At 58.9% G+C, this 15,617-nt stretch carries 17 protein-coding genes and 3 tRNA genes; 2 read left to right on the plus strand and 18 right to left on the minus strand.

Annotation, left to right across the window (positions count from 1 at the left end; all coding sequences use genetic code 11):
• Positions 1 to 3 precede the first annotated feature (3 nt).
• The 16 genes from nuoK to OK142_RS02595 all read right to left on the minus strand — a co-directional run bounded on the left by nuoK (position 4) and on the right by OK142_RS02595 (position 11,817).
• Positions 4 to 312 (minus strand): NADH-quinone oxidoreductase subunit NuoK, encoded by a 309-nt coding sequence (nuoK, locus tag OK142_RS02520; RefSeq protein WP_003496445.1) that lies wholly within the window; start codon positions 310 to 312, stop codon positions 4 to 6.
• Between the two features lie 28 nt (positions 313 to 340).
• Positions 341 to 955, minus strand: a complete 615-nt coding sequence (locus OK142_RS02525) for an NADH-quinone oxidoreductase subunit J (RefSeq protein ID WP_082184146.1) — start codon at positions 953 to 955, stop codon at positions 341 to 343.
• Positions 956 to 1,091: 136 nt separating this feature from the next.
• Positions 1,092 to 1,583, minus strand: a complete 492-nt coding sequence (gene nuoI / locus OK142_RS02530; RefSeq protein WP_003496449.1) for an NADH-quinone oxidoreductase subunit NuoI — start codon at positions 1,581 to 1,583, stop codon at positions 1,092 to 1,094.
• 36 nt (positions 1,584 to 1,619) lie between these two features.
• Positions 1,620 to 2,666 (minus strand): NADH-quinone oxidoreductase subunit NuoH, encoded by a 1,047-nt coding sequence (gene nuoH / locus OK142_RS02535; RefSeq protein WP_003496451.1) that lies wholly within the window; start codon positions 2,664 to 2,666, stop codon positions 1,620 to 1,622.
• 13 nt (positions 2,667 to 2,679) lie between these two features.
• Positions 2,680 to 4,761 carry an NADH-quinone oxidoreductase subunit NuoG gene (gene nuoG / locus OK142_RS02540; RefSeq protein ID WP_498680903.1) on the minus strand — a complete coding sequence of 694 codons (2,082 nt, stop codon included), beginning with the start codon at positions 4,759 to 4,761 and terminating at the stop codon, positions 2,680 to 2,682.
• Positions 4,762 to 4,911: 150 nt separating this feature from the next.
• Positions 4,912 to 6,216: an NADH-quinone oxidoreductase subunit NuoF gene (gene nuoF, locus OK142_RS02545; RefSeq protein WP_003496455.1), complete on the minus strand. Its 1,305-nt coding sequence runs from the start codon at positions 6,214 to 6,216 to the stop codon at positions 4,912 to 4,914.
• 10 nt (positions 6,217 to 6,226) lie between these two features.
• Positions 6,227 to 7,324 carry an NADH-quinone oxidoreductase subunit E gene (locus OK142_RS02550; protein WP_313614095.1) on the minus strand — a complete coding sequence of 366 codons (1,098 nt, stop codon included), beginning with the start codon at positions 7,322 to 7,324 and terminating at the stop codon, positions 6,227 to 6,229.
• 16 nt (positions 7,325 to 7,340) lie between these two features.
• Positions 7,341 to 7,601: a hypothetical protein gene (locus OK142_RS02555; protein WP_003496459.1), complete on the minus strand. Its 261-nt coding sequence runs from the start codon at positions 7,599 to 7,601 to the stop codon at positions 7,341 to 7,343.
• Positions 7,601 to 8,791, minus strand: coding sequence for an NADH-quinone oxidoreductase subunit D (locus OK142_RS02560; RefSeq protein WP_003496461.1), 1,191 nt, complete (start codon positions 8,789 to 8,791; stop codon positions 7,601 to 7,603). The genes OK142_RS02555 and OK142_RS02560 overlap by 1 nt, the downstream gene beginning before the upstream one ends.
• A 1-nt stretch (position 8,792) precedes the next feature.
• Complete coding sequence (locus OK142_RS02565) at positions 8,793 to 9,221, minus strand: GFA family protein (RefSeq protein WP_003496463.1); 429 nt, start codon at positions 9,219 to 9,221, stop codon at positions 8,793 to 8,795.
• Complete coding sequence (locus OK142_RS02570) at positions 9,218 to 9,820, minus strand: NADH-quinone oxidoreductase subunit C (protein WP_035217676.1); 603 nt, start codon at positions 9,818 to 9,820, stop codon at positions 9,218 to 9,220. The genes OK142_RS02565 and OK142_RS02570 overlap by 4 nt, the downstream gene beginning before the upstream one ends.
• Before the next feature lie 20 nt (positions 9,821 to 9,840).
• Positions 9,841 to 10,425 carry a NuoB/complex I 20 kDa subunit family protein gene (locus tag OK142_RS02575; protein ID WP_003496467.1) on the minus strand — a complete coding sequence of 195 codons (585 nt, stop codon included), beginning with the start codon at positions 10,423 to 10,425 and terminating at the stop codon, positions 9,841 to 9,843.
• Positions 10,416 to 10,781 (minus strand): NADH-quinone oxidoreductase subunit A, encoded by a 366-nt coding sequence (locus OK142_RS02580; RefSeq protein ID WP_003496469.1) that lies wholly within the window; start codon positions 10,779 to 10,781, stop codon positions 10,416 to 10,418. The genes OK142_RS02575 and OK142_RS02580 overlap by 10 nt, the downstream gene beginning before the upstream one ends.
• A 437-nt stretch (positions 10,782 to 11,218) precedes the next feature.
• Positions 11,219 to 11,295 (minus strand) — tRNA-Asp (locus OK142_RS02585).
• A gap of 40 nt (positions 11,296 to 11,335) precedes the next feature.
• Positions 11,336 to 11,412, minus strand: a tRNA-Asp gene (locus OK142_RS02590).
• 99 nt (positions 11,413 to 11,511) lie between these two features.
• Complete coding sequence (locus OK142_RS02595) at positions 11,512 to 11,817, minus strand: hypothetical protein (protein ID WP_498680907.1); 306 nt, start codon at positions 11,815 to 11,817, stop codon at positions 11,512 to 11,514.
• A 41-nt stretch (positions 11,818 to 11,858) separates the two neighbouring features.
• On the opposite strand from OK142_RS02595, the gene OK142_RS02600 reads away from it, so the two are divergent.
• Together OK142_RS02600 and OK142_RS02605 are read left to right on the plus strand one after the other, a co-directional pair.
• Positions 11,859 to 11,934, plus strand: a tRNA-Val gene (locus OK142_RS02600).
• Positions 11,935 to 12,255: 321 nt separating this feature from the next.
• The gene (locus tag OK142_RS02605; protein ID WP_003496477.1) at positions 12,256 to 12,390 is read left to right on the plus strand and encodes a hypothetical protein; all 135 of its coding nucleotides are present in this window, start codon (positions 12,256 to 12,258) and stop codon (positions 12,388 to 12,390) included.
• A gap of 205 nt (positions 12,391 to 12,595) precedes the next feature.
• On the opposite strand, the gene OK142_RS02610 is transcribed toward OK142_RS02605, so the two are convergent.
• Positions 12,596 to 14,794, minus strand: coding sequence for an esterase-like activity of phytase family protein (locus OK142_RS02610; RefSeq protein WP_498680910.1), 2,199 nt, complete (start codon positions 14,792 to 14,794; stop codon positions 12,596 to 12,598).
• Positions 14,795 to 15,148: 354 nt separating this feature from the next.
• Positions 15,149 to 15,424: a DNA-binding protein HupB gene (gene hupB / locus OK142_RS02615; protein ID WP_003496481.1), complete on the minus strand. Its 276-nt coding sequence runs from the start codon at positions 15,422 to 15,424 to the stop codon at positions 15,149 to 15,151.
• Positions 15,425 to 15,617 lie beyond the last annotated feature (193 nt).

The raw sequence follows: 15,617 nt of genomic DNA on the forward strand, positions 1-15,617 counted from the left end.
TTATCAGCCCTTCATCATATTGACGTCTTCGACGGCGATCGATCCGCGGTTGCGGTAGAAGACAACGAGTATTGCAAGGCCGATGGCCGCTTCGGCGGCTGCAACGGTCAGAATGAACAAGGCGAAGACCTGGCCGACAATGTCGTTCAGGAAAGCCGAAAACGCCACCATGTTGATGTTGACCGCAAGCAGGATAAGCTCGATCGACATGAGGATGACGATGACGTTCTTCCGGTTGAGGAAGATGCCGAAGATGCCGATCGTGAAGAGGATCGCGCTGACCGTCAGGTAGTGGGAAAGACCGATTTCCATATTCTGTTTCCTTGGATCCGTTCGCCCTTCAGATGCCCTGGCCCGGCTTGACCTTGACCGTGGTAACGGCGGTCTTCGGGTCACGGCCGACCTGGGTGGAGATGTCCTGCCGCTTGATGTCGGTGCGATGACGCAGCGTCAGCACGATGGCGCCGATCATGGCCACCAGCAACACGAGACCGGCGAGCTGGAAGAAGTAGACGTAATTGGTATAGAGCACGTCGCCGAGGGCTGCGGTGTTGGTGCGCTCGGTGACCGGCGGGATCGGCATGGTGATCGATTTCGCCGCCTGCGGGTTAAGCACGCTGCCGCCGACAACGACGATCAGCTCAGCCGCAAGGATCACACCGATCAGTGCGCCGACCGGGGCATATTGCAGCACGCCGGAGCGCAGCTCCGCGAAATCCACATCCAGCATCATGACGACGAAGAGGAAGAGCACCGCCACGGCGCCGACATAAACCACCAGCAGGATCATGCCGAGGAACTCGGCGCCCGTCAGCAGGAACAGCGCGGCTGCGTTGAAGAAGGTCAAAATCAGAAACAGCACCGAATGAACAGGGTTCTTCGATGCGATGACCATGAACGCAGACGCCACGGCGACGAAAGCGAATATATAAAAGAATACAGCGTGCAGACCCATGTTGGTGCCTTCTTGTCCTCATCGGGCAAAGATGGCCCGAAGGCCCCTCACCCGTTTCGTCCCCGCCGGCGAAAACCGCGCAGGCATTTTACTTTTCATCGTTTTCCGGGGTCTCCCCCGGAAAGACGGTTGCGCCTTAACGGTAAGGCGCATCCAGTGCGAGGTTGCGCGCGATTTCACGCTCCCAGCGGTCGCCGTTGTCGAGAAGCTTCTGCTTGTCGAAATAAAGCTCCTCGCGGGTTTCCGTCGCGAATTCGAAGTTCGGGCCTTCGACGATGGCATCCACCGGGCAGGCTTCCTGGCAGAAACCGCAATAGATGCACTTCACCATGTCGATGTCGTAACGCACCGTGCGGCGGGTGCCGTCGTTGCGGCGCGGGCCGGCTTCGATGGTGATCGCCTGAGCGGGACAGATAGCTTCACACAGCTTGCAGGCGATGCAGCGTTCTTCACCGTTCGGATAACGGCGGAGCGCATGTTCGCCGCGGAAGCGCGGAGAGACCGGACCCTTTTCGAAAGGATAGTTCACCGTCGCCTTCTGTTTGAAGAAGTGACGCATCGTGAGCAGGATCGCGCCCACGAACTCCTTGAGGAACAGTGAATTGACGGCTTGGGAGAGGCTTGCCATCTCAGTCTCCAGATTTCTGAGCGAGGAGTACGGACATCAACCGGCCCACCCCGTCAGCTTCAATACGAATGCAACAATAACGACCATGGCGAGCGACAGAGGCAGGAACACCTTCCAGCCGAGACGCATGAGCTGGTCATAACGGTAACGCGGAACGAAAGCCTTGGTCAGAGCGATCATGAAGAAGACCATGCAGCCCTTCAGCGCGAACCAGACGATGCCCGGAACCCAGTTGAGGAACCACACATCCACGATCGGCAGCCAGCCGCCCATGAACAGGATCGTCGTCAGGCAGCAGATCAGGACGATCGCAGCATATTCGCCGAGCATGAACATCATGTAAGGCGTGGAGCCATATTCGACCATGTGACCGGCGACCAGTTCCGATTCCGCTTCCGGAAGGTCGAAGGGCGGACGGTTGGTTTCGGCAAGGCCCGAAATGAAGAACACGATGAACATCGGGAACAGCGACAGCCAGTGCCAGTCAAGGAACGAGGCCGGCAGGCCGAGCATGGTGCCGAGGCCGGTCTTCTGGGCCAGAACGATGTCCGTCAGGTTCAGCGAACCGACGCAGAGCAGAACGGTGACGATGACGAGGCCGATCGACACTTCGTAGGACACCATCTGTGCTGCCGAACGCAGAGCGCCAAGGAACGGGTACTTCGAGTTCGAAGCCCAGCCGCCCATGATGATACCGTATACTTCGAGCGACGAAATCGCGAAGATATAGAGAATGCCGACATTGATATTGGCAACGACCCAGCCTTCGTTGAAGGGAATGACCGCGTAGGTGGCGAGCGCCAGCGTTACGGCAACCAGCGGCGCCAGAAGGAAGACGGCCTTGTTGGCACCCGCCGGAATGACGGGTTCCTTGAGGATGAACTTCAAAAGGTCGGCGAAGGACTGGAAGAGACCGAAGGGACCAACGACGTTCGGACCACGGCGCAGCTGCACGGCCGCCCAGACCTTGCGGTCGGCGAGCAGCAGGAAGGCGATGGCCACCAGAAGGCAAACGAGAAGCAGCAGGGACTGGCCGACCATGATCAGCGCGGGCCAGACGTAGCTCCAGAAAAACTGTTCCATAAATCCCCTACCCTTACTCTGCCGCAGCCTGGAAATTGTTGCGGGCCAATGCGGAGCACTCGGCCATGACGGCGGATGCGCGCGCAATCGGGTTCGTCAAATAAAAGTCTTTAACCGGCGAGGCAAACGCCGACTTGTTGAGCGAGCCGGTCTTGGCAGCCAGCGCTTCGATATCCGTGGCCTTGCCGGCTACAATCTCGTCTGTTTCCGCAAGATGCGGATGCGCGACATAGAGCTGGCCGCGGAGCGCCGACAGCGAATCGAACGGCAGCTTCTTGCCGAGAACATCGGAAAGCGCACGCAGGATCGCCCAGTCTTCGCGGGCTTCGCCCGGTGCGAAACCGGCGCGGTTGCCCAGCTGCACGCGGCCTTCGGTGTTGACCCAGATACCGGATTTTTCAGTATAGGCCGCACCCGGAAGGATAACGTCGGCGTTCATCGCGCCCTGGTCGCCGTGGCTGCCGATATAGACAGTGAACTTGGCGCCCTTGTTGGAGAGGTCGAGTTCATCGGCGCCGAGCAGGAAGAGAACGTCCATGGACGCGACCATGTCAGCGGCGGCAACACCGCCCTCGCCCGGCACGAAGCCGATATCGAGACCGCCAACGCGGGCAGCAGCGGTGTGCAGAACCGAGAAACCGTTCCACTCTTCGGTGACAGCACCTACCGAGGTAGCGAGCTTGGCGGCGGCAGCCAGTACGGTTGCACCATCGGCGCGCGCCAGAGCACCCTGGCCGATGATGATCAGCGGGTTCTTGGCGGACTTCAGCTTGTCGACGAAGCTGTGCGAACCGTTGGCCAAGTCGGACAGCGTTTCAGCGCCGGAACCGAGATATTCGTAATTGTAGCGAAGCTCGCCGGCTTCACCGATCACGCCGATCGGGAAACCGCCGCGACGCCAGCGCTTGCGGATGCGGGCGTTGAGCACGGCCGCTTCGTAGCGCGGGTTGGAACCAACGATCAGCAGGGCGTCGGCCTGTTCGATACCTTCGATGGTGGAGTTGAACAGGTAGCTGGCGCGGCCGAGCGACGGATCGAGTGCAGCGCCATCCTGACGGCAATCGACATTGGCCGAGCCGAGCGACGCCAGAAGCGACTTCAGCGCGAACATTTCTTCAACGGAGGCCAGATCGCCGGCAATTGCGCCGATCTTGCTGCCGGATGTTGCGGCAACCGCCTGCTTGATCGCACCAAAGGCTTCACCCCAGCTTGCAGGCTGCAGGCGGCCATCCTTGCGGACGTACGGGCGGTCGAGACGCTGTGTCTTCAGGCCGTCCCAGATGAAACGGCTCTTGTCGGAAATCCACTCTTCGTTGATCGCCTCGTTGACACGCGGCATGACGCGCATGACTTCGCGGCCACGGGTATCGACGCGGATGGCCGAACCGAGCGCGTCCATCACGTCGATGGTTTCGGTCTTGTTCAGTTCCCACGGACGGGCGGTGAAAGCGAAAGGCTTGGAGGTGAGCGCGCCGACCGGGCAGAGGTCAACAACGTTGCCCTGCAGCTCCGAGGTCATGGCCTGCTCGAGATAGGTGGTGATTTCCGCATCTTCACCGCGGCCGATGAGGCCCAGTTCGGCAATGCCGGCCACTTCCGTGGTGAAACGGACGCAGCGCGTGCAGTGAATGCAGCGGTTCATGACCGTCTTGACGAGCGGTCCGATATATTTGTCTTCAACCGCGCGCTTGTTTTCTGCGTAACGCGAACCGGCGATACCGAAGGCCATGGCCTGGTCCTGCAGGTCGCATTCACCGCCCTGGTCGCAGATCGGGCAATCAAGCGGGTGATTGATGAGCAGGAATTCCATCACGCCTTCGCGGGCCTTCTTGACCATCGGCGTGTTGGTGAAAACCTCAGGCAATTCGCCGTTCGGGCCGCCGCGAACGTCGCGAACGCCCATGGCGCAGGATGCGGCAGGCTTGGGCGGTCCGCCCTTCACCTCGATGAGACACATGCGGCAGTTACCCGCGACCGACAAGCGCTCATGAAAACAAAAGCGCGGAACTTCGGCACCAGCCTCCTCGCACGCCTGCAACAGCGTGAAATGATCCGGAACCTCGATCTCTTTACCGTCAACCTTGAGCTTTGCCATGGTCCTACTTACGTCCTGTTGCCTGTTCGTCCCATGTCTCACACGGTCCGCAACAAATCCTTAATCACGCCCGGCACTCGTGTCGTCTGCCAGACGCTTCATGGTGTCGCGAGGCCGGAAAATTCCGGCTCCGCTCGAAGCCTTCTATGCTTATTCAGCGGCTTCCAGAACAGCGCCATCATCCATGGCCCTGTAGGTATATTGGTCGATGCGCTTTTCGATTTCCGGACGGAAATTGCGGATCAGCGCCTGTACCGGCCATGCGGCGGCGTCGCCGAGCGCACAGATGGTGTGGCCTTCGATCTGCTTCGTCACTTCGAACAGCATGTCGATTTCGCGCTTCTGGGCATTGCCCTTGACCATGCGCTCCAGCACGCGCCACATCCAGCCGGTGCCTTCGCGGCACGGCGTGCACTGGCCGCAGCTTTCATGCTTGAAGAAGGCCGCGATGCGGGCAATCGCCTTGATGACGTCGGTGGACTTGTCCATGACGATCATGCCGCCGGTGCCGAAGGAAGACTTCACTTCGCGCATGCCGTCAAAATCCATGATGGCGTCCTTCATGTCCTCACCGCGAACGATGGGGCAGGATGCGCCGCCGGGGATGACGCCGAGCAGATTGTCCCAACCGCCGCGAATGCCACCGCAATGGCGCTCGATCAGCTCACGGAAGGACAGGCCCAGCGCATCTTCGAAGGTGCAGGGACGCTCAACATGGCCTGACACCATGAACAGCTTGGTGCCGACATTGTTCGGACGGCCGATGGACGAGAACCATGCAGCGCCGCGACGCAGGATGGTCGGCGCAACGGCGATCGATTCAACGTTGTTGACGGTCGTCGGGCAGCCGTAAAGACCCATATTGGCCGGGAACGGCGGCTTCAGGCGCGGCTGGCCCTTCTTGCCTTCGAGGCTTTCGAGCAGAGCCGTCTCTTCGCCGCAGATATAGGCACCCGCGCCATGATGGACGTAGATGTCGAAATCCCAGCCGTTCTTGTTGTTCTTGCCGAGCAGGCCGGCATCGTAGCACTCGTCGATGGCCGCCTGCAGCGCCTCACGCTCGCGCATATATTCGCCGCGAACGTAGATATAGGCGGTATGCGCGCCCATGGCGAAACCGGCGATCACGCAGCCTTCGATCAGCGTATGCGGATCGTTGCGCAGGATTTCGCGGTCCTTGCAGGTGCCGGGCTCGGATTCATCGGCGTTGACGACGAGATAATGCGGGCGGCCGTCATTTTCCTTAGGCATGAAGGACCACTTGAGACCCGTCGGGAAGCCAGCCCCGCCGCGACCGCGAAGGCCTGATGCCTTCATCTCGTTGATGATCCAGTCACGGCCCTTTTCGATGATCTGCTTGGTGCCGTCCCAATGGCCGCGCGCTCTCACGCCCTTCAGGGACTTGTCCTTGAGGCCGTAGAGATTGGTAAAGATGCGATCCTGATCTTTTAACATGCTTCACCTCTTACCGCGGCTTCTTGCCGAAGACCCTGATATACTCGGCTTCGCCACCCTTGGCGAGCGCCTCGGCCTGCTTGATCCACTCGTCGCGTTCGATGCGGCCCTTGAAATTCAGATAACCGTCAACCCAGTCGCATTCGGCCTTCTTCCAGCCCGCGACCTGCGCGAAGGTGAAGATGCCGAGCTCATGCAGCGTGCCTTCGATCTTCGGACCGACGCCGGAAATAAGCTTCAGGTCGTCGGGCGTGGCGGGCTTTTCGATGCCGGCCGGACGATCCTTGGAATCGAGCGACGGCTTCGCAGATCCTGAAGCTTCCTTTTCGGCGGCCTTGACGTTGGCTTCCGCAGCCTTCGGCTCGTTTGCGGGCGTCTTCAGCTTCGGATCGGTCTCCGGCGCATCGGTCTTCGGCTTGGCGGCATTGGACGGCGGAACCGGTGCGGCTTCCGCAGGCACTTCGGCCGGCTTGTCGAGATTGGAACGATCCGGCTTGATCTCTTCCGTCAGCGTCGTCAGTCCACCGACTGGAACCGACTCGTGACGGTCGATCTGCGGGCCGGTCTTGACGGTGTCGCCCTTGCCCGCTTCGAACGTGTCGATGATTTCTTCCAGACGCTCTGGCGTCAGGTCCTCATAGGCATCCTTGAAGATGATGACCATCGGCGCGTTGACGCAGGCGCCCTGACATTCCACTTCTTCCCAGGAGAGCGTGCCGCTCTCATTGGTGTGCAGCGGATCGTGGTGGATCTTCTTGCGGCAGACATCCATCAGCGCTTCCGAGCCACGCAGCATGCAGGGCGTGGTGCCGCAGACCTGAACGTGGGCGCGCGTGCCAACCGGCTTCAGCTGGAACTGGGTATAAAAGGTCGCCACTTCCATGACGCGGATATAGGCCATATCCAGCATGTCGGCGATCTTTTCGATGGCGGCGCGGGTAACCCAGCCGTCCTGCTCCTGCGCACGCATGAGCAGCGGGATGACCGCCGATTGCTGGCGTCCCTCGGGATATTTCTTGATCGTCTTCTCAGCCCAGGCAGTGTTTTCCTGGTTGAAGGCAAATGCCACGGGCTGGAACTGATCTTCGGCTAGTCGACGAACGGACATACTTCCTCACGCCTTTTCAGTTTAACGTCTCACAACGCGATCTCGCCACCGTGACGAATTCGCAGGCGTAAGCCGCCTTGTCTTTCTGCATGAACACGATGAACTTGCTGCCATTGGGAACCGAGGCCTTGATCTCGAATCCCGAAGACAGAAGCTGCTTGATGGTGGAACCGCCGCCGCTCGACAGCGATACGCCGCCCTCGTCCGTCGCGGTCTGGGCGAGAACGGGGGTCGACATCGCAGCAAGAAAAGCCGGAATGGCGAGCGGCAGACGCATCAGCGGTCGACCTCCCCGAACACGATGTCGAGGGAGCCGAGAACGGCTGTAACGTCGGCAAGCTGATGGCCCTTGCACAGGAAATCCATAGCCTGCAGGTGTGCGTAACCCGGAGCGCGGATCTTGCAGCGATAGGGCTTGTTCGAACCGTCTGCGACCACGTAAACGCCGAACTCGCCCTTCGGCGCTTCGACGGCGGCGTAAACTTCGCCGGCCGGAACATGATAACCTTCGGTGTAGAGCTTGAAGTGGTGGATCAGCGCTTCCATCGAACGCTTCATCTCGCCACGCTTCGGCGGAACCACCTTGCCATCGAGCGAGGAGACCGGGCCGATGCGGTGCTTGCCGGACAGAAGATCAACGCACTGCTTCATGATCTTTACGGATTCGCGCATTTCCTGCATGCGGATCAGGTAACGATCGTAGCAGTCGCCGTTCTTGCCGACGGGAATGTCGAATTCGAGATCGGAATAGCACTCATAGGGCTGCGCGCGGCGCAAATCCCAGGCAGCGCCCGAGCCGCGCACCATCACGCCCGTGAAACCCCAGGCGAAGGCGTCTTCAAGCGAGACGACGCCGATATCGACGTTACGCTGCTTGTAGATACGGTTGTCGGTCAGCAGGCCCTCGATATTGTCGAGAACGGTGAGGAACGGGTCGCACCACTTGCCGATATCATCGACCAGTTCCGGCGGCAGGTCCTGATGCACGCCGCCCGGACGAACATAGGCCGAGTGCATGCGGGCGCCGCAGGCGCGCTCATAGAACACCATCAGCTTTTCGCGTTCTTCGAAGCCCCAGACCGGCGGCGTCATCGCGCCGACGTCCATGGCCTGCGTCGTCACGTTCATGATGTGCGACAGGATGCGGCCGATTTCCGAATAAAGAACGCGGATCAGCTGGCCGCGCATCGGGATTTCGAGGCCGAGGAGCTTTTCGACGGCGAGCGCGAAAGCATGTTCCTGGTTCATCGGCGCGACGTAGTCGAGACGGTCGAAATAGGGAACGGCCTGCAGATAGGTCTTGGTCTCGATCAGCTTTTCGGTGCCGCGATGCAGAAGACCGATATGCGGATCGACGCGCTCGACGATTTCGCCGTCCAGTTCCAGAACCAGACGCAGCACGCCGTGCGCGGACGGATGTTCCGGACCGAAGTTGATCGTGAAATTGCGGACGTTATGCTCAGTCATTCTAGTGCTCCGCCGAGGTGATCATGGCGATGAATTCGGGGCCGGTCATGTTCTGCGTGGTTTCGGCGAAAGAATAGCTCGAAGGCTTCTCATCCGTGAAAATCTGCGACGCGAACTTGAAACTGGAAGGGTTGTCGAAAGCCTGCAGCGAAACGGCAAAATGCTTGCCGTCCTTGGAACGCCACATCAGCGTGCTGCCGCAGGTCTTGCAGAAGCAGCGCTCACCCCATTCCGACGAGGAATAGACGCCGAGGTTCTCTTCGTTTTCGACGGAGATATCAGCGCATTCGACAGCCAGAAACGCACCGCCGGACCAGCGGCGGCACATGGAGCAATGGCAAACGCCAAATTCACGGGCACCGATGACGGCGTTGAAGCCGACGGCGCCGCAAAGACATTGCGCATGCTCTGTCGCGGGGGCTTGGCTCATTGCTTGGCCTTTTCGTCACCCGGGAGAACATATTCGGTTCCTTCCCATGGGGAGAGGAAATCGAAGTTGCGGAATTCCTGCTTCAGTTCGACCGGTTCATAAAGAACCCGTTTCAGCACGTCATCGTAACGTACTTCCACAAAGCCGGTAACCGGAAAATCCTTGCGCAGCGGATGGCCTTCGAAACCGTAATCCGTGAGGATACGGCGAAGGTCCTTGTGGCCTTCGAACGGAATGCCATACATGTCCCAGGCTTCGCGCTCGAACCACTCGGCACCCATGTAAACGGAGGTCGAAGACGGCACGCCCTCGTCTTCCGCTACCTGCAATTTGATGCGGACGCGCAGGTTCTGGCGTGGCGACAGCAGGTGATAGACGACATCGAAACGCTTTTCGCGCTGCGGCCAGTCAACGCCACAAATGTCGATGATGTTGACAAAACCGCACTGCACGTCGTCACGCAGGAAGGTCAAAAGCGCGATCACACTTTCAGGCGTCGTGTTCAGCGTCAGTTCGCCATAGGCGATATCGGCCGACACCACGAGGGAACCGCGCGCTTCCTTAACGTAAGCAGCAAGATCGTTGAGAGCTTCGCTCATTCTTAATCCGTCCTTTGCCCTTAGCGCTCGATCGTACCGGTACGACGAATCTTCTTCTGCAGCAGAAGCACGCCGTAAAGCAGCGCCTCCGCCGTGGGGGGACAGCCCGGAACGTAGATATCCACCGGCACGACGCGGTCGCAGCCGCGCACGACAGCGTAGGAATAGTGATAATAACCGCCGCCATTGGCACAGGAACCCATGGAGATGACGTAACGCGGCTCAGGCATCTGGTCATAGACCTTGCGCAGAGCCGGCGCCATCTTGTTGGTCAGCGTGCCGGCGACGATCATCACGTCCGACTGGCGCGGTGAGGCGCGCGGGGCGACACCGAAGCGCTCCATGTCATAACGCGGACCGGACGCCTGCATCAGGCCTTCGACGGCGCAGCAGGCGAGACCGAACTGCATCCACATCAGGGAACCGGTGCGCGCCCAGGTGATCAGCTCGTCGGTCGAGGTGACGAGAAAGCCCTTGTCGGCCAGTTCGTCATTGATTTCCGTGAAGTAGGCATCGTTGCTGCCAACCGGCTTGCCGGTCGAGGGATCGATGATCCCCTTCGGCTGCGGCGCAACGAGCGTGCTGTTGTTCTGGCTCATGCCCATTCCAGCGCTCCCTTCTTCCACTCATAGATAAAGCCGATGGTGAGGACGAGAAGGAACACCATCATCGACCAGAAACCGAACCAGCCCATCTCGCCGAAAGACACCGCCCAGGGGAACAGGAAGGCGACTTCCAGATCGAAGATGATGAAGAGGATCGACACCAGATAAAAGCGGATATCGAACTTCATGCGGGCATCGTCGAAGGCGTTGAAACCGCACTCGAAAGCAGAGAGCTTTTCCGGGTCTGGCGCCTTGTAGGCGACCGCAAAGGGCGCAATGAGAAGCGCCAGGCCGATGACGAGAGCGATACCGATGAAGATTGCGATCGGAATGTAGGAACTGAGGAGTTCAGTCATGGTCTCTTCCCTGTCCGGCCGGGTGCCGGACCTGCCTTTGTGACATTAAGTCTCAAAGAGCGGACAAATATGTTGCAACGCCAAAGTGGTTAGCGCAGCCGCGCCCTCTCTGCAAGAGTTTAGGCACCATTTCAAGACACCTGCCGCATTGATTGGCAACAATATTGCCGGAATTGACGCAAATTTGGGCCACAATTCCGACCTAAGCCCCTCAAATACAATAATAATCGATTGAACGACGCAACCGCAAAAAAGTCACACGAATTTTACGTCAAAATGGCAACGAAGTGACGATCTGCACCAATCGAAACTTGAGTATAAATGGCAGGAAAAATCGCGCTTGGGAACGCGGGAATCAGGGTCCGAAATGGACAATAACGAGCCGCGCAAACAGCGCGTCAATTCAGCTTTCAAAGGAGACATTTCAGGAAGAGAAATGGCGCGAGTGACGGGGCTCGAACCCGCGACCTCCGGCGTGACAGGCCGGCACTCTAACCGACTGAGCTACACCCGCGCTCCACAGACATTCATCTGCGTTTTTCCGAGGAACAGGATGGCGCGAGTGACGGGGCTCGAACCCGCGACCTCCGGCGTGACAGGCCGGCACTCTAACCAACTGAGCTACACCCGCTTATCCTGACGGACAGGACCTTGCCCCGCCGTACGAACCAGCCTCGGCTGTTCGTTGAGCGGCTAACTACGGCGTTCGTGCGGGGGTGTCAAGCAGGTTTCACGACAAAAGAATAAGCTTTTTCATTTTGATCGGGAAAAACCTGAAGGCCATTGATAGGCGTTCCGGCAAACGCCTTGTTTTGCGGGCTTTTCCTAACGAAAACAAAAATCTTGTCCACAGCCGCGGGCGTCCGCAGGAAGATTCCCGTGCGTCGTTCGCGCTGGCTGCGGCTTCTGTTTTTGCCAAAAAGCCCGCAGTTCCAGCCTTTTGGCCGTCCGCCACGCACATGGGAAAATACGACCCGGAAAAAAAACAAAAAAACTTCATAAAAGCCCTTGCGGTTTTTTTCCGATCCGAATACATCACGGCCACCGACGCGGCGGACATGATCCGCAGGACGCGAAGGGCGATTAGCTCAGTTGGTAGAGCGCCTCGTTTACACCGAGGATGTCGGGAGTTCGAGTCTCTCATCGCCCACCATTTTCCAAACTCTCCAAGTTTCCAGGCAGTTAGACCGGACATTGTTCGGAACACGTTTTTCTTTGCCGCGAATTTCCGGCATTGAGAATCATCCCCTGCCCGCTGCAATCTGGCCTATTGCGGCCGGATTGACGTTCTGGGCGTCGGAATCGCTTTTTTCGATTTCCACCTAGTCCAAATCGGCACGGATGTTTCACATTCCGACAATGGCTTCCGGTCTGTGTGCCACCTTGCAACATACGGGAAAATAAGCAGATTCAGACTTTTTAAAGGGATTTCAGGCAATGTTTTCGAGCCGTTTCATGATGAGCGGCAGAAATAATGGATGAAACCATGGTCGACGCGTTTGTAACACTCGCGCTTATTGCGCTGCCTGTTTATATTTTTTTCCGCTGGGTCCAGCAGGACTCGGAAAAAGACAATACTCCCAAAAGCAAGAATTCCATGGGGCGGTGATCCTTTGCGATCGGTTCGCGGCTTTTGCCTGGCGTCCCCCCGGACAATCCCCCGATGACCGATAGCAAAGTGGCAATGCCGGTTTGACGGCCTGCATTGCGAAACATCGCGCCAGACAGGCACCTCCGTACAAGGGTTGCCTCTGCCGCATAAAAAAGCCGGGCTCATGCCCGGCTTTTCTCATTTTCGATGTCATTTGGAAGGATCAGTTGATCGCCTTCAGATCGACAGTGAAGAACAGCGTTTCACCGGAAGAATCGTCGACGCCGTCATTGTCGGTGACGGCATAGGCCGTTCCCGCCTTGTCGAAGGTGAAGCCTTCCAGCTTATCGACGACATAACCATTGGTCTGGGCCTTGAGGTCGGGCAGGAAGTCATGCGCTTCCTGCTTGGCCACCAGCGGCAGCTCCCCGCCGATCTTGCCCGGCTTCAGGTCGGCGATCGCAACGCGGTAGAGCTTCTTAATCTTTGCCTTCTCGCCGATCTGGTTATCGCGCTCGACGATATACACATGCTCGCCCTGGGCGGTGATTTCGGAAAGGCCAATCCAGCCTGCCTCGGTCTTGTCGAGCGGGTAACGCACGGCGCCCCATTCCTTGGACTTCGGATTGTAGGAGACGAGCTTGACGAAGCCCTTCTCGTCCGTTCCCCATTCGCGCTGCACGGCCATCCACAGCGTGGCGTCGTCGCCCTTGCCGATCATGGTCACGCCTTCAAAACCGAAGCGGGTGTCACCGGCCAGCAGTTCCTTCGGCAGAGCGATTTCAGCCTTGATCTCGCCCTTGGCGTTGACGTTGTAGAGCGCATGCGGGACGAGCTTGGCGCTATCGCCTTCCGAAGCGAGCCAGAAGCCACCCTTGCCATCGAGCGTGATGCCTTCGATGTCGAGTTTCTGGGCTGCGATACCGTCACGCTTGATGCGCAGGACGCTGGTGATGGTGGCAGGCTTCTTCGTCGCATCGATGGTGAAGATCGACGGCTGGTTGCCATAGACCGAGTCGGACACGGCATAGAGAATGCCGGGCTTCTCGGCATCGCCGACCAGACCGGAGAGAGCACCCCAGCCGATCGGCGCGCCGTCGACGGTGGCGGAGACGAGCTGCGGATAGGCAGCCGTGCCTTCAGCGCGCTCATAGATCATGACGTGCGAACGGGCGCCGCCATCCTCAACCAGATCGACCTCGTTCGCGGTCACGAAAAGATTGCGCGACGGGATGGCGACAGCGCCTTCCGGCGAAATGCCAGACGGCAGAAGCTGCGTCAGTTCCGGCTCTTTTCCGGTGTCCTTGTAGACCGCGACGATGGAGCCACGCTCGGAAAGAACGAAGAAATACTTCTGGTCGCCGAATGTCGCCGCTTCCAGGCCTTCCGGCTCGATGCCCTTGGCCTTGGAGCGCTTTTCCGGATAGTGGCCGATGGCCGCGACCGCATGTTCGAGCGAGGAGCCGGCTTCATAGAGGAGCTTGCCGGTCTTGTCGAAGATGGTGAAGCCGCGCGAACCGCCCTGCCAGTCACCTTCATTGGCGATGACGATACGGTCATTGTCCAGCCACTTCACGGCGTCGGGCTCGCGCTTGCGGCCTTCCTGCTTGTCAGTGAACTTCAGCTGGCCGTCGGACTTCGTATCGATGCCTTCCAGATCGACCTTGCCGGCGGAGAAATGCGTCTTCACCGTGCCGGTCTTGCCGTCGATGATGACGATGTGGTTGTTTTCCTGCAGCGTGAGCGCGATCTCGCCATTGGCGTTGATCGACACGAATTCCGGCTCCGGATCTTCCGGGGCAATTTCAGCAAGGCCGGTCAGTTCGATCTTCTTCAGCGTCGCACAGTCGGCAACACCGTTTTTCAGGCCAACGGTGACCAGATAACCGGCAGGCATCTGCGGCAGGGCGCCTTCGTTCACCTCTTCGTCGCGCTCGTTTTCGATCGCGATAGCGGCAAAGGTCTTGTCGGGGGAAACGGCAACCGAATCGGGCTGACCGCCGAGATCGCAGCTTGCTTCAATCTTCTTGGTGGCGATATCGACCGTGACCAGCTTGCCGGAGGGCTTGGCGCGGTTTTCCGACGTATTGACGCCGGCCAGAACCTTGACGCCTGCAGCGGCAACCGAGGTCGGCTCGCCTTCAAGCAGCAAAGCGCCGCTGGCCTTGGGAGCCTTGGCGTCCGTGATGTCGATGAAGCCGATGCCGCCAAGCGGGCTGTCCGAATAGATCAGCGTCTTGCCGTCTTCGCTGGCAGTGACGATTTCAGCGGATGTGACGGACTTGGCGTCCTTGTCCGCGGGAAGGTTCTTCGCCACCGGAAACGATGCGATGCGGTTGAATACCGGCTCGGCCACAGCCGGAAAGGCTGCGGATGTGAGCAGAGCAGCGGTCAAAGCCATGTGAGAAAATCGGAACGCCATTGTAATCCCCCTTGGGTCCAGAAACACCCCATGGCTTCTGCGTCAAAGACATGACAGTGGCATGACATTTCATGTTGGAATCAAAAAGCCCGACCATAAAGGCCGGGCTTTCTTGTTTATGCGCACATTCCGCGTATCGGAACGCCGTGTGACCGGATGGGGGCTACACAGGCGCGCTCCCCTACTTTCAATTATCATCCTGCCGGTTGAAAAACTGGGCTGTCCGAAAAGAGCTTTTCGAAGAGCCGCCCGGTTTTCGGGCCGGCATGATGGCGTCAGGGCGTCAAAACATGTTTCCTCGTGAACCTGAAAAGCCGCACGTCCGCCGCCGGGCGTCACGGCTTTCCGGAAACCTTACGAGTTGACAGCGTCCTTCAGGCCCTTGCCTGCGGAAAACTTCGGCACGTTGCGAGCCGGGATATCGACTTCAGCACCCGTGGAAGGGTTACGGCCCTTGGAGGCTTCACGGCGGCTAACGGAGAAGCTGCCGAAGCCAGCGAGACGGATGTCGCCACCGCTCTTCAGTTCGTTCTGTACGGTTTCGAATACGGCATCAACAGCGGAAGCAGCATCTGCCTTCGTGAGACCAGCCTTTTCGGCAACAGCAGAGACGAGCTCGTTCTTGTTCATGTTTCCACCCCTTTCAATGGTTTGAAACGACTCGGAATTAAGCCGGCGCAGAATACGTTTACATCCACGCGCAGCAACCCAAAAGCGCTGGAATCGCCTGAAAAACAAGGGGTCTGTGATTTTTTTCACAAAAAAGGCCGACATTTCTGCCGGCCTTCCACATATTCGTGCCAAATTGGCATCACTTGCGCGG

It is taken from the genome of Agrobacterium sp. BT-220-3 (assembly GCF_025910175.1).
GTDB lineage: Bacteria > Pseudomonadota > Alphaproteobacteria > Rhizobiales > Rhizobiaceae > Agrobacterium > Agrobacterium oryzihabitans.

Excerpts from the sequence above, each read along its gene's own strand:
- nuoK (WP_003496445.1), bottom strand. The coding sequence starts at position 312 with ATGGAAATCGGTCTTTCCCACTACCTGACGGTCAGCGCGATCCTCTTC.
- OK142_RS02525 (WP_082184146.1), bottom strand. The coding sequence starts at position 955 with ATGGGTCTGCACGCTGTATTCTTTTATATATTCGCTTTCGTCGCCGTG.
- nuoI (WP_003496449.1), bottom strand. The coding sequence starts at position 1,583 with ATGGCAAGCCTCTCCCAAGCCGTCAATTCACTGTTCCTCAAGGAGTTC.
- nuoH (WP_003496451.1), bottom strand. The coding sequence starts at position 2,666 with ATGGAACAGTTTTTCTGGAGCTACGTCTGGCCCGCGCTGATCATGGTC.
- nuoG (WP_498680903.1), bottom strand. The coding sequence starts at position 4,761 with ATGGCAAAGCTCAAGGTTGACGGTAAAGAGATCGAGGTTCCGGATCAT.
- nuoF (WP_003496455.1), bottom strand. The coding sequence starts at position 6,216 with ATGTTAAAAGATCAGGATCGCATCTTTACCAATCTCTACGGCCTCAAG.
- OK142_RS02550 (WP_313614095.1), bottom strand. The coding sequence starts at position 7,324 with ATGTCCGTTCGTCGACTAGCCGAAGATCAGTTCCAGCCCGTGGCATTT.
- OK142_RS02555 (WP_003496459.1), bottom strand. The coding sequence starts at position 7,601 with ATGCGTCTGCCGCTCGCCATTCCGGCTTTTCTTGCTGCGATGTCGACC.
- OK142_RS02560 (WP_003496461.1), bottom strand. The coding sequence starts at position 8,791 with ATGACTGAGCATAACGTCCGCAATTTCACGATCAACTTCGGTCCGGAA.
- OK142_RS02565 (WP_003496463.1), bottom strand. The coding sequence starts at position 9,221 with ATGAGCCAAGCCCCCGCGACAGAGCATGCGCAATGTCTTTGCGGCGCC.
- OK142_RS02570 (WP_035217676.1), bottom strand. The coding sequence starts at position 9,820 with ATGAGCGAAGCTCTCAACGATCTTGCTGCTTACGTTAAGGAAGCGCGC.
- OK142_RS02575 (WP_003496467.1), bottom strand. The coding sequence starts at position 10,425 with ATGGGCATGAGCCAGAACAACAGCACGCTCGTTGCGCCGCAGCCGAAG.
- OK142_RS02580 (WP_003496469.1), bottom strand. The coding sequence starts at position 10,781 with ATGACTGAACTCCTCAGTTCCTACATTCCGATCGCAATCTTCATCGGT.
- OK142_RS02595 (WP_498680907.1), bottom strand. The coding sequence starts at position 11,817 with ATGTATTCGGATCGGAAAAAAACCGCAAGGGCTTTTATGAAGTTTTTT.
- OK142_RS02605 (WP_003496477.1), top strand. The coding sequence starts at position 12,256 with ATGGATGAAACCATGGTCGACGCGTTTGTAACACTCGCGCTTATTGCG.
- OK142_RS02610 (WP_498680910.1), bottom strand. The coding sequence starts at position 14,794 with ATGGCGTTCCGATTTTCTCACATGGCTTTGACCGCTGCTCTGCTCACA.
- hupB (WP_003496481.1), bottom strand. The coding sequence starts at position 15,424 with ATGAACAAGAACGAGCTCGTCTCTGCTGTTGCCGAAAAGGCTGGTCTC.